Genomic DNA, 13,049 nt, shown 5'->3' with positions numbered 1-13,049 from the left:
AGATATTTCCGACGATCTGACGAAAAACCTCAAGGCCGCAATAGACACCTACGAGCAATCGTTCCTGGCCGAGAACAAATCGGCCGCGCCAGCGTCGGCGACTACAGCGTAGCCGGATTAGCGCTCCCCGATGGCATCACTTAAGGCAATCCGGCGCCGGATCACGACGGCCAAATCTACGCAGCAGATCACGCGCGCGCTGAAGCTGGTTTCGGCCGCGCGGTTACGACGCGCGCAGGAAGCGCTCGTCAACTCACTGCCATACAGCGAAGCGCTCGCGCGGGTCGCCGACTCGCTGCTCACGTCGGAAGGAATCTCGGTCGGCCCGGTCGAAGGCGCGCAAAAGAAATCGCTGCTGGTGGTGGTGGCGTCGGATCGCGGCCTGGCAGGCGGCTACAATTCGTTCCTGTTCCGCGCGGCCGAAGAAACGCGGCGCGAAATTCGCGGCCGTGGACTCGAAATCGAACTGTTCGCAGTCGGCAAGAAGGCCGTCGATCAATTCCGTCGCACGAACGTCCCGGTAGCGCTGTCACGAATCGACAACTTTCCGCGCCTCGCTACGATCGCGCTCGCGCGCGACATCGCGGCCAAGATGCTCGCCGACTACTCCTCCGGCGCTATCGACGAAGCCGGCATCGTTTACACGCATTTCCAGTCCGCCATCGTGCAGAAGCCGGTTTACGAGCGCCTGTTGCCGATCAAGCCGCCGGGCGACGCGGGCATCAAGCCCGGCGCCGAGGTCGAGGCCGCGGTATCGGCATCCGACAAACCCAAAATCGATTACCTGGTCGAGCCGTCGCGCGAAGAACTCGTGCCGGTCGTGCTGCGCGGATATCTCGAAGCGAGCGTCTATCACGCGTTGCTCGAATCCGAGGCCAGCGAGCAGGGCGCGCGCATGACCGCGATGGACGCGGCGACCAACAATGCCGACGACATGATCTCGTCGCTAACGCTTGCGATGAACCGCGCCCGCCAGGCCCAAATCACCCGCGAGCTAATGGACATAGTAGGCGGCGCCGAGGCGCTGCGCTGATGAATCTTCTTTTGAATCCCCCTTCCCTCCGTTCTTCCCTTCTCCCTGTAAGGGAGAAGATCGAAGGTGAGGGTCCGAATTCAGCGCGCAGTCTTTTGCGCGCGATTCAAGATTCTGATTCTCTTTCTTCTCGGAGCTGTGATTGATGCGCAGCGACCTAACCCCTAACCCCTTCCCGAGCGGGAAGGGGAACCGGATTAAAAGACGAATAGGTAATCACCACTTATGAGTACTCAAACCGCTCCAGGAAAAATCAACCAGGTCCTCGGCAACGTCGTTGACGTCGAGTTCGGCGCCGGCACCCTCCCGCCAATCTTCTCCGCGCTCCGCGTCAGCAATCCCTCCATCAGCGACGAGGCCGGCAATCTCGTGCTCGAAGTGCAGGCGCATCTCGGTGAGAACACCGTGCGATGCATCGCGATGGACTCGACCGACGGCCTCGTGCGCGGGATGGAAGCCGCGAACACCGGCGCGCCAATCTCGGTCCCGGTCGGTCCCGGCACGCTCGGCCGCATCATGAATGTCACCGGTAAAGAGATCGATGAGCGCGGCCCAATCACGGGCACTTCCCTGATGCCGATCCATCGCGAGGCGCCGCCGTTCGCCGACCAGGCTCCCGAGGCGGAAATCCTCGAGACCGGCATCAAGGTTCTCGATCTGATCTGCCCGTTCGCTCGCGGCGGGAAAATCGGCTTGTTCGGTGGCGCCGGCGTTGGCAAGACCATCACCATTCTTGAACTGATCAACAACGTCGCCAAGCAGCACGGCGGCGTGTCGGTGTTCGCCGGCGTCGGCGAGCGCTCGCGCGAGGGCAACGACCTCTATCGCGAGCTGACCGAATCAGGCGTCATCTCGAAGACCGCGCTGGTGTACGGCCAGATGAACGAGACCCCTGGCGCGCGCGCCCGCGTCGCGCTGACCGGAGTCACGGTCGCCGAATATTTTCGCGACGAAGAAGGCAAGGACGTCATCTTCTTCATCGACAATATTTTCCGTTTCGTACAGGCCAACTCCGAAGTCTCCGCGCTGCTCGGCCGCATGCCCAGCGCCGTCGGCTATCAGCCAACTCTCGGCACCGACATGGGCGAGCTCGAGGAGCGCATCACCACCACCAAGAAAGGCGCGATCACGTCGGTGCAGGCCATCTACGTCCCCGCCGACGATCTCACCGATCCTGCGCCCGCGACCACTTTCAGCCATCTGGACGCCATCTGCACGCTGGATCGCAAAGTCTTCGAGAAGGCGATTTTCCCCGCCGTCGATCCGCTCGGCTCGAATTCGCGAATTCTCGATCCGCAAGTCGTCGGCGAAGAGCACTACAGCGTCGCGCGCCGCGTGCAAGGTATCCTGCAGCGCTACAAGGACTTGCAGGACATCATCGCAATCCTCGGGATGGAAGAACTGTCCGCCGATGACAAAATAGTCGTCTCGCGCGCGCGTCGCGTCGAGCGCTTCCTGTCGCAGGCGATGTTCGTCGCGGAGCCGTTCACCAATCAGCCCGGCAAGTACGTCACGCGCAAGGACACCGTGCGCGGCTTCGCCGAAATCCTCGACGGCAAATGCGACGACCTGCCCGAGCAGGCGTTCTACCTCGTCGGCACTATCGAAGACGCGCGCGAAAAAGCCGAACGCCTCGCCGCCGAATCGCACTGATTGCAGGACCTATGGCTTCGACCTTCCCATTCAGACTGGTAACCCCCACCGGCATCGTCTTCGAAGGCGACGCCGCGGAGGTCTCCGCGGTAGGCCCGCTCGGCGAATTCGGCGTCCTGCCCGAGCACATAAATTTCATAACGTCACTGGTCCCCGGCGTCCTCGAAGCACAACTGCCCGACGGCTCAAAGATGCACTGGGTAGTCTCCGGCGGCCTGGCCGAAGTGAAAGACAGCGTGCTGACAGTACTCGCAAGCAGCGCCGAATCCCCGGAGACGATCGACGCCAGCGCCGCAAAAACCGAGGTGAAAGAGGCCGACGAAAAATTTTCAACGATGAGCTTCTACGATCCGAACTACCCCGCCACCCGCGATGCCCTGAATCTCGCAGAAGCCCGAGTAGAAGCCACCGCCCTGAAATCCTCAGCGCGCTAAATCCACTGCGCGCCAAAAAATCTAGATCAGGTTCCCCTTCCCGCTCGGGAAGGGGTTAGGGGTTAGGTTCCTCGCATCGTTCGCAATCCGCGGGCGATTCCTTTCTTCCCCTCTCCCAGAAAGGGAGAGGATCGAAGGTGAGGGTCCTTATACAGCGCGCGATTTTTTCGCGCGCGATTCAAGATTCTGTTACGCTATTCACGACCCACAACCTGTGAACAATGAAAGTTCCCGAAAGCATGAAGGCCGAACTCTTGGCGTGGAATGACGGCGCTGGAATAGATCTCGAGACTGGATCGCTAATAAGGGAAGTTTTTCGATGGCTATTGGTTATGCGTCGATATTTTGGCCACAATTCGTCGAGTTCGACGGATACATCCTCCGCGAAGGATTCTCGGAGAAGTCACTCAGAGGATTCGAGCAACAACAAAACGGGAATCGCTTGGCCGTTGAAGCGACTATGAACCATCTCCATATCGCCGACATCCAACACTACAACTGCGAGGACGCGTCGAAAGACAAACTCCTAGTGCTCGGCAATGTGCTCAAGGAATCTACGAAGCCAAGCTTCAATGGCAGTTTCCTGACAAGCCTTGTACCGTAAAATTCTTCGTCGCCGACGATCCGGAAGATCTAATCGGCTACGAGATATCATTCTGGCAAAAATGCCATGAATAGTTGACCTCGCAGCGCAGGCCCCACCCTCACACCCTCCCCGCCGCGCGCAACACATACAGCGCATCCGCGCTCACCCACTCATTCATGCGAGCTTTTCCTGCGCCGCCCCAGTCCACCTGCGAAATCGATCCAAACCGCGTGCTCATATCCATGCTCGCCGCCACTTTGTAGAATCGCCCGAGCGCGGCCCAACCGCCTTTCGGTAGCTCTCTTCGTTCCAACAGATCGAGCGCGTCGGCGCATCGCGGATCCTTAATCAGCCCCATCTCCGCCATCGCCACCAGCCCGCCGAGCATGTCGTAATGCCAATAGCGCGGATACTTCGGCCGAACCCAATGCGGCGAAATCACCTTCCCGTCCGTCCGGCTCTTGAACAGCCGTCGGCACAGAAAAACTTCCGACGCCTTCAACGCCGCCGCGCGCGCCGCATCGTCTTTTGCACGCTCCGCATGTGCCGCGAGCCCCAACATCGGCAGCAAAGATTCGTTGAACGATGAAACATGGGCGGACGGCCTGCGATCGCAATTCCATCCGCCGTCCGGCCATTGCCAATGCATCAAGCGCTCGGCAAGTCCGTCGCTCTGCTTGTCCGCCAGCCCCAGCCGCGTGATCGAGTACAGCGCATTGCCCTGCTGCGACGCGCACCGCCGGTACCGTCCCTGGATTATCGGAACCCCTTCACTGCTTCGATGTTTCGGCACGGCGCTCTTGGATTCGAACTCCATGTAGAAGGAGCTGTTCAACCAATAGTCGAGCACCTGCTCGCGCATTGGGAGCAGCGACTCGTCGCCAGCCGGATAGCCAATCTCCGCGAGCATCGCGAGCGTCCAATGCGCCCCGCGCCAATTCGCATAAATATACGCCTCGCGCACGAACCGCTTATCTCTGCCCCCGATCAACGCCCTCGTGCGCGGCGACGTCCTGATCTCTTCCCGCAGGTTTCTGATTTTCCGCGACTCAGGATCTTCCCCCACGACGCGAGTCATCACCTTCCACCGAACCGAAGGCTCATCGCTCTTCAGCAGCGCATCGATGACAGAATTTCGTTCCCGTTTCATGATCAGCGCTCATTTTGACAATGCCGAATCAACTTGATCAAACAGCTCCGCGCGCCGCACCGCTCGCCTTCTATTCTGGTTCCCCTTCCCGCTCGGGAAGGGGTTAGGGGTTAGGTTGCTAGCAATTGTTCTCGATGTCCGCCGCGTCATTTTTTTGTGTCATCCTGACGACCTGAGCAACGCGAGGGGAGGAAATGGCTTCTGGCACCCGGACAGCTTCGCATACGCGAAGCCGGTGCCGGTTTCTGAAATCGCGCAGCGCTCCCTACTAACGAGATGAACTTTTCAGCCTGATCAAAACGCGTCCAACCTGCTAACTATAAGAGCATGGCCAACACCCACGACGCTCTCACTCTGCCGGCTTCAATCGCTCATCCCAAAATCTCGACGAAGACAAAATTTGACGGAACGATGCTACCCTTGGTGGTACGCATTAGACCGAACCACTAGCAGTGGTATGAATTGCCAATGAAGCACGCAACCCAAGTCAATCTCATCCACCAGATCTTCGACGCTATCGATCGCGGCACGCCCCCGATGGCCGAGCGATTCACCCGCAACGACACCTCCGCGTACACCTCTCCACAGCGCGCCGCGCGCGAACGCGAAGTACTGTTTCGGAAGCATCCGATCGTCGCCGGCTTCAGCTCGCAGATTCCCAACCCCGGCGACTACCTGACCGAAGATCTCGCGCCGGTGCCGATCCTCGTCGCACGCAACACCGCCGGCGAGTTGCGCGCCTTCGTGAATATCTGCCGCCATCGCGGCGCCAAGCTGGTCGACGGATGCGGCCATACCGCGAAACTGTTTTCATGCCCCTATCATGCGTGGAGCTACGACACCGACGGACGCCTCGTCGCGATTCCTGACGACTACGGATTCGAAGGCCTCGATCGCGCCGCCAGCGGCCTCGTCGCGCTCCCGGTCGCCGAGAAGTATGGCCTCATCTTCGTGACGCCGACGCCGGGCGACAACGAAACGATCGACATCGACGCGATGCTCGCCGGGCTCGGCGAAGACATCGACTCTTACGGCATCGCCTCGATGGCGCATCAGGAGACGCGGGTGGTCCGCCGCCGGATGAACTGGAAGCTGATGAGCGACACGTTCTGGGAGGCCTACCACATCAAGGTGCTGCACGCGCAAAATGTCGCCCCGCTGTTCGTTAAGAACCTCGCGATGTTCGACGCGTTCGGCCGCAACACCCGCTACATCGGCGTGCGCAAATCAATCGAGAAGCTGCGCGATTTGCCGCAGGAAAAGTGGGACCTGGTTCCGCACACCACCATCCTGATGAACCTGTTCCCCAACACGATCCTCGTGATGCAATCCGATCACGCGGAGATCTACCGCATCTTTCCCGCCGGCACGCACGTCGGCGAGAGCGTCGCCACCATCAGCATCCTCGCGCCCGAGCCGTCGCCAAAATGGTCGCACACAATGGACCTCCTGCTCGGTGTCGTTGACCAGGACTTCACTCTGGGCGAGGGCATCCAGCACAACTTCGAATCCGGCGCGCAGAGAAAAGTAATCTACGGCCGCTACGAAAACGCGCTGGAACATTTCCACCGCTCAATCCGCGAAGCGATCGGCGAAGCGTGAGCACCGCCAAAACTTCAGTCGGCCTGATTTGTATGCTGCTCATATCCGCCTGCACATTTAATCACCCACGACTCCCAGAAGGATTCTCTAACGAATTCTTCTGGATGCCGGAGGACCAACGAGACGCCGAATTCCTGAAGCAAGATTTTGATACCCAATACAAGATCTACATCTATGGAAGCCAGGAAATAGAGCCGCCAGTCATGGGCTTAGCTTGGGTGCTCGCTAAGCAGGGAGGGAAGATCGTTCAACCCTTGCAAGCGAAACTGGAAGCCGCGGATGACGACTTCACGATCCGGGACATATTGTTAGTATTCGTGGCAATGAGCCAGCTGGAAACCTACGATGTCGCCGGCAACAAACCGCTTATGCAAGAATTGCTGGAGAAGAGCGGCGAAATAAAGGATCCCTCTTGGGCGATCGTCGCTCAAGACGACATCCACGAAATCACCTTCAAGTGCAAATGCGAGCTTCGGAAGTAGTGACCTCATCGAGAATACCTAGGGAGTCGTGGCTCGCGAAAAAGCCTCCCGCCCGGGCATCAGTCGCTGAGCCACGCTTCCGACAACGCCCCCTTACTCTTATCCCAATAGATCATTCGCGCGGGCCCCTCATATTTGAAAAACTCGACAGCGTCGGTCGTTATGGTCACCGACTCCTTTTCATTTTCATCGCAGCCGTACCCTTTTCCGCAGGTGGTTAGATACTTGCCGGGCCCAAGGAGTTTCATACCCTCGTCGGGTAGATAGGATATGGGATTGGTCTCTTCTGCTTGCAAGAATCGACGCTCGTGGCCCGACGCGGCGAGCGCAACAAACGGCGCGAGTCCCGACCCGTCGCTTCGGACCAGTATCATCGCGGTATCGATATTTCCGTCGCCGGTAAAATCGCCGTTCACGGAAAGGTATCGTGACGGACTATTCGCTCGCCAGGACTGCGCAGTCTCACCACGGCTCGGAAGGTGCCATCCATGCGGTGGGGACAGCGTCACTTTCGACAGGCCTGCTGCGGTCAGCATTGTGACCGTCATGACAAGCACTCCGTATAGCCCGCCGAGTCGTGTCCGAGAGGTCATCGGTATGAATATATGCGAGTTCGCGAAAGGAGCGCTGCTTTAGCCGCCGACTTTGAACACTGGGACTTCGAATTCTGCGCGATACTCATTCGCTCTCGCACTCAATCGCCACACGATGCGGCTTTCTGGATTCGAATCATCAGTCGGACGGCAGTCGGGCGCAATCATGAACGCGACCGGAATCGATCCTGCCGAGTCGCTCATCGATGTTTGCTCACTGCCCCACAAGGTCCGATCCCAGACCGTAAGATTGTGCCAGTGTCCGCGCGTCGTGCGGTTGATGCATTCGAGTTCGAGCGCAACCTGTTGCCCAGCCGCCAACGGCTTGTCGACGTGAATCGAGCCGGTAAGCGCGCCGCCGATTTGCCCCGGCACCGACGCCATCGCGAAACGCGACTCGCCGTACTCGCCGAGTCGCCGCCGCATTCGCATCGCCCACAGCAACATGACGATGCCGATCAGCGGGAATATCAAAGATGGTAGCCCAAAGTAGTCGGCGCCTCGGAGCGCGCGATGGGGTGCGATGAATAAGATCGGAAACGTCGCGACGCACCAAGCGATCGCGATGACCGTCAGGCGATTCGCGTCGCGCCGCGCGGAAGTGCGGACCTCGCCCGCCGCCCAGTCCTCGCGCCACATCCACGGCGCGTCCGGATTCGCCGTGCGCAATCGCTCCGAAGGGTCCACCGCCCGCGCGTAGAAGCGAACCCACCATATCGCGCCGAAGCCCGCACCTCCGCACGCGAGCGCAATGGATCCGGCCAGCGCCGCTCTTTCCCAATTCCCTTCGCGCGCCCGCGTAACAGCGACCATCGCGGCGAGAAATGCGGCGATGCACAATGGCGTGCCGAAAAACTTGATGAAGCCCAGGACGAACCGCTCGGGATTCGTTTTCACTTTGGAGCTATGGCGGTCAGGTGCCCAGTGCGGCGAGACGATCGAAAAAATCCGGGAAGGTCTTCGCGACGCATCCCGGCTGCTTGATCTTGACGCCGCCGAGTTTCAGGCCCGTCACCGCGAAACTCATCGCGATTCGGTGATCGTCGTATGTCTCGACCGCCGCCGGATGCATTGCGGACGGTGCAATCTCGAGTCCGTCATCGTTCTCGACGACTGTCACGCCCAGCCGTCGGAGTTCGGTCGCTAGCGCGCGGATTCTGTCGCTTTCGTGATGCCGGATGAAAGCGACGTTGCGGATTATCGTCGGCGACGATGCGAACGGAGCAATCGCCGCGAGCGTCGCGACCATGTCCGGCATCGAGTTCATCGCGACATCGACGCCGGTGAGCTGTCCCGTTCCCGCGACCTCGACGTGGTCGGGATGCCACACGACGCGCGCGCCCATCTGCTGCAGCACGCCAAGAAAGCCGAGGTCGCCCTGCACCGAGCTCGAGGTCAGGCCCTCGATTCGCACCGTGCCGCCGACCAGAGCCGCGGCCGCCGCGAAGTAGCTAGCGCTCGACGCGTCCGGCTCGACGACGAAACGCTGCGCGCGGTACCATTGGCCGCCCGGCACCGCGATCATCTCGCCTTCGGCCGTGCTGTGGGCTCCCCACACCTCCATCAGCCTCAGCGTCATATCGATGAACGGCCGCGCGGTATCGCCGATTACGCGGAGCTTGAGGCCGGCCTTCCAAATCGGCGCCGGCATCAGCATCGCCGAGACGAACTGCGACGACGCGCGCGCATCGACCGAAGTTTCGCCGCCTTCGAACCGCGCCCGCGACGCGTCAACCATCACCGGTGGGCAGTTGTTGTCGCGCTCGCTGTACACGCTCGCGCCCAGGCGCTGCATCGCGTCGAGCTGTGGCCCGATCGGACGCTGGCGCATCCGCTGATTCCCATCGACGCGAAAACGTCCTTCGCCGAGCGTGAGCATCGCAACGATGAATCGCATCACGGTGCCGGCTCCGCCGACGAAAATCTCGCCGCCATGCGCCGGAATCGTGCCGCCACGCCCGCTGACCGTGATCCTGCGCGCCGGCTCGTCGATCTCGACGGTGAACCCCATCACCCTCAACGCGTCGCTCATGTAGCGCGTGTCGTCGCTCAGCAGAACCGAGTCGAGGACCGAACGCCCCTGCGCCAGCGCCGCCAGCACCATCGCGCGATTCGTGATGCTCTTGGAGCCGGGCAGCACCACGCGGGCGTCGAGCGGGCCGGCCAGTGGAGCTATTTCGATTTCGTCTTTTTCAGTATCCATTCCTGACTATTCAAGTATTCCAGACTAACCGCGCGGATTACGGGGTAACAAGCATCGGCCGCGCCGCTTGGGGGGTTATTGCCTCGTACTTGACTCTACTATTAGAGTATCGAACGTTACTGGTTGTAGGCTCAAGGGAGGTCGAACGCCATGAGACTCGTCAAACTGATTGCACCAGCCACGCTGATTGCGACGCTCGTGTTATTGGCGCCGCACGCCAATGCGCAGACGATGGGCGAGTACGCCACCACGACAGCGTCAGTCGGATCGGGGGACAGCTCGATGGGAACAGGTAACGATCTCGGCGGTGGTTCGAGGACCTGGGGAGCCAGTTCATTGGGCGCCAGTTTTGATCAAAGGGCCGGGGCCGCATCGGCCTCAGGCGCTGGCGCGGACTTCGATTCGCGCGCTGGATCGACGGGCGGTTCGGGGTCGGACTCGCGCTGGCCGACAACGTCGCGTCTTGAAGGCGGCGATGGATCGGGCAGATTCGGCGATTCATCCAGCCGGTTTCAGGATCAAGATCGGTTCGCGGGAGGTACCGACCTGTCGGCTTCGTCCGACCGCTTTCCGGCCAGCTCGTTCGACGACAACAAAAGTGGCCTCGACACCAACTGCAACGCGATTAGCAACTACTGACGCCGCCGATCGGCTAACTCTGCGCGTCGATATTGCGGCGCAAGCGTTCCTTCTTTTCGGCCGGCCAGACGTCGTCTATCTGGTAGGCCGTTTCGAACGCGACCGCACCTTCGGGGAGTCTCACCCACGGCAGCTTGCTCCTGGTGAAGATGTGCACGTCGGGCGTGACCGCGTCGGGAGTGTCCAGAGTTCCGGCGCGAACGAACAGGGCCTCGCCTCCGGGCGCAACTAGGTAGCGGCTCCAGACGTAGGTGCCGCAGTTGTTGCAGAAGAACGCCTCGTGATCCTTGCCAGTGCCCCCCTTGAGTACGACGGACTTTGGCATCGCGCCGGTTCGCTCGACGAATCGCCTCTCGATCCAGATATTGATCACAAAGCCGCTGCCGGTAACGCGTTGGCAATCGCGGCAGTGGCAGGCATGAACTATTAGCGGGCTATTGGTCAGCTTGTAGCGGATAGCGCCGCACGAACATCCACCTTCGAGACTCATAGAACTCTCCTACAACTCAATTGTGGGACTGCCTTGATTTGGTTGGAGACCTATCAAGGCAGTCCCGAGACTTGGCTACTCTTCCTGGTGACAGACGGCCTCGATGTTGTTGCCGTCGGGATCCTTCACGAACCCGCCGTAGTAGTTCGCATGATACTCGGGCCGGAGGCCTGGCTTGCCATTGTCCTTGCCTCCTGCCGGCAGAGCAGCGGCGTAGAATGCCTGGACTGCAGCGCGGTCCTTGGCCGCGAATGCGATATGCACGGGTCCGTTGGGCTCGCCCTTACCCAACCACAACGCCGGCGCGTCCTTGGGGCCGAAACCTAACACTCCGTCGGCTTCGTACTGCACGCTGAAACCAAGGGGGGCCAGCGCGGCGGTGTAGAAGCGCTTGCTCGAGTTGAGGTCCTTCACCTTTAGCATGACGTGATCAAACATAACTCTTCTCCTTTCTCGCAATTTTTCGTTCTTCGAATTCCAAAAATCTTAGTCTTAGTGCCGACCGCGCCACGCGGGCATGTCTGCGAGCATCGCGCGCGCCATTGAAATCGCCGCGGCGCGGGTGACACCCTGGGACTCGACGTAGAAGCCGACGTTGGTCTCGAGCACCTGCTCGAAGGGCAGCAACTCACCGCGCGCGTCGGTGCAATAGCGGCAGTACGGACGCGTCACGTCGCCGAGCGCGTAGTCTTCGGGCTTCTCCATCGGCATTCCGCACGAACCACAAGCGGGACATTTTTCGGCCATCGTACTTTCTCCTTTTACGGTTTCACGAGCGTCATAAAATGATTCACCAGGGCGTCTCCTTGCTCAGCGATCACGGAGTTCCCGGTGGCGAACAGGTCGCGATTGACGAGATAGTGATGGACCAGCCCGATCCAGGTGTTGAACAGCAGCGGCCGCTCGATCTTGCGCGCGCGGCCCGCTTTGCGTTCGCGCTCCAGCGCCACGAACAGTTCATAAGACACGGCGGCATGCAGCAGCATCAGGGTACTGCGCACTTTCGGCGGCAACATCGGCGCCTCGGTCACCAGCCGCGCGTAAAACGGTTCCAGTTCGGCGAGCACTCGAAGATGAGCGTGCAGCACGGCGCGAAGTCCAAGGTCGCGCTCGAAGGCCTGGCGGAACTCGGCAGACAGGCGGCGCCCGAACTCGTCGATCACCGCAACTACAAGATCGTCACGCGTCGGAAAATGCAGGAACACGACGCCGTGCGACATGCGAACCGACTTGGCGACGTCGGCGGTGGTCGTATTCATGATGCCCTTGCGCGCGAACAGCGCCATGGCCGCGTTGACCAACCGGTCGCGCGTCACCACTTTCTGTTCCTGTCGAGTTACTGCCTGCATCGGTCACTCTATTTCGCTGAGTATCTACTCAGTGAGTAGATGCTCATCATGCCGCGATTGTGTCAAGAGGGGACGAACCTCGCATTTCACATAAAGCATGATTGAGGCAACATTGGGGGCGGCAGAGAATTCCGCATGACCCAGCTGTATCCAGCGATCGAACCTTACGCGCATGGCATGCTCGAGGTTGGCGACAGCAATCGCGTTTACTGGGAGACGTGCGGCAATCCGCGTGGCAAGGCTGCCGTCGTCCTGCATGGTGGTCCCGGATCGGGATGCACGGAGTGGCATCGCAGGCTGTTCGATTCGTCCGCCTATCGCGTCGTGCTGTTCGATCAGCGCAATTGCGGACGCAGCACGCCGCATGCGAGCGCGTTCGACAAGGGTCTGGTGAGCAACAACACTCAGAACCTCATCGCGGATATCGAGCGAATCCGCGAGCACCTGGGCGTCGAGCGATGGCTGGTGCTCGGCGGATCGTGGGGCAGCACGCTCGCGCTCGCCTATGCGGAACGTTACCCGAATCGCGTCACTGAAATAATTTTGTTTGGCGTCACGACCGGACGCCACAAAGAGTTCGATTGGTCGTTCCGCGGCGGGTTGGCCGACCTGTTCCCTGAGCAGTGGACGCTCCTGCATGATGCCATCCCGCCCGCGCTGCGCGATGGCAATATCATCGACGCATACTGCCGATTGCTAAATGATCCCGACGCATCGATTCGCGAACCAGCCGCGCTGGCGTGGTGCACGTGGGAGTCCGCGACGCCGGCGTGGCCGCTTGCGCACGGGCTGTCAGCGCGGTTTAGAGATCCAGTTTTCAGGATGGCGTTCGCGC

General features: G+C 60.4%; 16 protein-coding genes. 8 read left to right on the top strand and 8 right to left on the bottom strand.

Features of this window, described 5'->3' with window-relative positions; genetic code table 11:
- The first annotated feature begins 130 nt into the window (after positions 1-130).
- The 4 genes from atpG to VIW95_RS12945 all read left to right on the top strand — a co-directional run bounded on the left by atpG (position 131) and on the right by VIW95_RS12945 (position 3,724).
- Positions 131-1,033, top strand: a complete 903-nt coding sequence (gene atpG / locus VIW95_RS12960) for an ATP synthase F1 subunit gamma (protein ID WP_331587137.1) — start codon at positions 131-133, stop codon at positions 1,031-1,033.
- Between the two features lie 225 nt (positions 1,034-1,258).
- Positions 1,259-2,686, top strand: a complete 1,428-nt coding sequence (atpD, locus tag VIW95_RS12955; protein ID WP_331587135.1) for a F0F1 ATP synthase subunit beta — start codon at positions 1,259-1,261, stop codon at positions 2,684-2,686.
- Between the two features lie 11 nt (positions 2,687-2,697).
- Complete coding sequence (gene atpC, locus VIW95_RS12950) at positions 2,698-3,120, top strand: ATP synthase F1 subunit epsilon (protein WP_331587132.1); 423 nt, start codon at positions 2,698-2,700, stop codon at positions 3,118-3,120.
- 319 nt (positions 3,121-3,439) lie between these two features.
- On the top strand, positions 3,440-3,724 hold the full coding sequence (locus VIW95_RS12945) for a hypothetical protein (RefSeq protein WP_331587130.1): 285 nt from the start codon (positions 3,440-3,442) through the stop codon (positions 3,722-3,724).
- 100 nt (positions 3,725-3,824) lie between these two features.
- Here VIW95_RS12945 and VIW95_RS12940 read toward each other — a convergent pair whose 3' ends face one another.
- Positions 3,825-4,856 (bottom strand): hypothetical protein, encoded by a 1,032-nt coding sequence (locus tag VIW95_RS12940; protein WP_331587128.1) that lies wholly within the window; start codon positions 4,854-4,856, stop codon positions 3,825-3,827.
- Positions 4,857-5,324: 468 nt separating this feature from the next.
- Between VIW95_RS12940 and VIW95_RS12935 the strand changes: the two genes are divergently transcribed.
- Positions 5,325-6,458 (top strand): aromatic ring-hydroxylating dioxygenase subunit alpha, encoded by a 1,134-nt coding sequence (locus VIW95_RS12935; protein ID WP_331587126.1) that lies wholly within the window; start codon positions 5,325-5,327, stop codon positions 6,456-6,458.
- Entirely contained in the window at positions 6,455-6,940 is a 486-nt protein-coding gene (locus VIW95_RS12930; RefSeq protein ID WP_331587124.1) for a hypothetical protein, read from the top strand. Before VIW95_RS12935 ends, VIW95_RS12930 begins: the two co-directional genes overlap by 4 nt.
- 59 nt (positions 6,941-6,999) lie before the next feature.
- On the opposite strand, the gene VIW95_RS12925 is transcribed toward VIW95_RS12930, so the two are convergent.
- The 3 genes from VIW95_RS12925 to aroA all read right to left on the bottom strand — a co-directional run bounded on the left by VIW95_RS12925 (position 7,000) and on the right by aroA (position 9,736).
- A complete protein-coding gene (locus tag VIW95_RS12925; RefSeq protein WP_331587122.1) occupies positions 7,000-7,356 on the bottom strand; it encodes a hypothetical protein in 357 nt (118 codons plus the stop codon).
- A 216-nt stretch (positions 7,357-7,572) separates the two neighbouring features.
- A complete protein-coding gene (locus tag VIW95_RS12920) occupies positions 7,573-8,430 on the bottom strand; it encodes a hypothetical protein (protein ID WP_331587120.1) in 858 nt (285 codons plus the stop codon).
- A gap of 16 nt (positions 8,431-8,446) precedes the next feature.
- On the bottom strand, positions 8,447-9,736 hold the full coding sequence (aroA, locus tag VIW95_RS12915) for a 3-phosphoshikimate 1-carboxyvinyltransferase (protein WP_331587118.1): 1,290 nt from the start codon (positions 9,734-9,736) through the stop codon (positions 8,447-8,449).
- A 150-nt stretch (positions 9,737-9,886) separates the two neighbouring features.
- On the opposite strand from aroA, the gene VIW95_RS12910 reads away from it, so the two are divergent.
- Entirely contained in the window at positions 9,887-10,375 is a 489-nt protein-coding gene (locus VIW95_RS12910; RefSeq protein ID WP_331587116.1) for a hypothetical protein, read from the top strand.
- A gap of 13 nt (positions 10,376-10,388) precedes the next feature.
- Here VIW95_RS12910 and VIW95_RS12905 read toward each other — a convergent pair whose 3' ends face one another.
- From VIW95_RS12905 to VIW95_RS12890, 4 genes are all read right to left on the bottom strand, one after another.
- Positions 10,389-10,865 (bottom strand): GFA family protein, encoded by a 477-nt coding sequence (locus tag VIW95_RS12905; RefSeq protein WP_331587114.1) that lies wholly within the window; start codon positions 10,863-10,865, stop codon positions 10,389-10,391.
- A gap of 75 nt (positions 10,866-10,940) precedes the next feature.
- A complete protein-coding gene (locus VIW95_RS12900; RefSeq protein ID WP_331587112.1) occupies positions 10,941-11,303 on the bottom strand; it encodes a VOC family protein in 363 nt (120 codons plus the stop codon).
- A 54-nt stretch (positions 11,304-11,357) separates the two neighbouring features.
- The gene (locus VIW95_RS12895; protein WP_331587110.1) at positions 11,358-11,612 is read right to left on the bottom strand and encodes a zinc ribbon domain-containing protein; all 255 of its coding nucleotides are present in this window, start codon (positions 11,610-11,612) and stop codon (positions 11,358-11,360) included.
- 14 nt (positions 11,613-11,626) lie between these two features.
- Positions 11,627-12,214: a helix-turn-helix domain-containing protein gene (locus VIW95_RS12890; RefSeq protein ID WP_331587108.1), complete on the bottom strand. Its 588-nt coding sequence runs from the start codon at positions 12,212-12,214 to the stop codon at positions 11,627-11,629.
- A 135-nt stretch (positions 12,215-12,349) separates the two neighbouring features.
- On the opposite strand from VIW95_RS12890, the gene VIW95_RS12885 reads away from it, so the two are divergent.
- The coding region (locus VIW95_RS12885; RefSeq protein ID WP_331587106.1) for an alpha/beta fold hydrolase at positions 12,350-13,049 on the top strand (700 nt) is incomplete at its 3' end.

This window comes from Binatus sp. (SeqCode) (genome assembly GCF_036522015.1).
Taxonomy (GTDB): domain Bacteria; phylum Desulfobacterota; class Binatia; order Binatales; family Binataceae; genus Binatus.
This window is presented reverse-complemented; position numbering and strand designations above follow the sequence as displayed.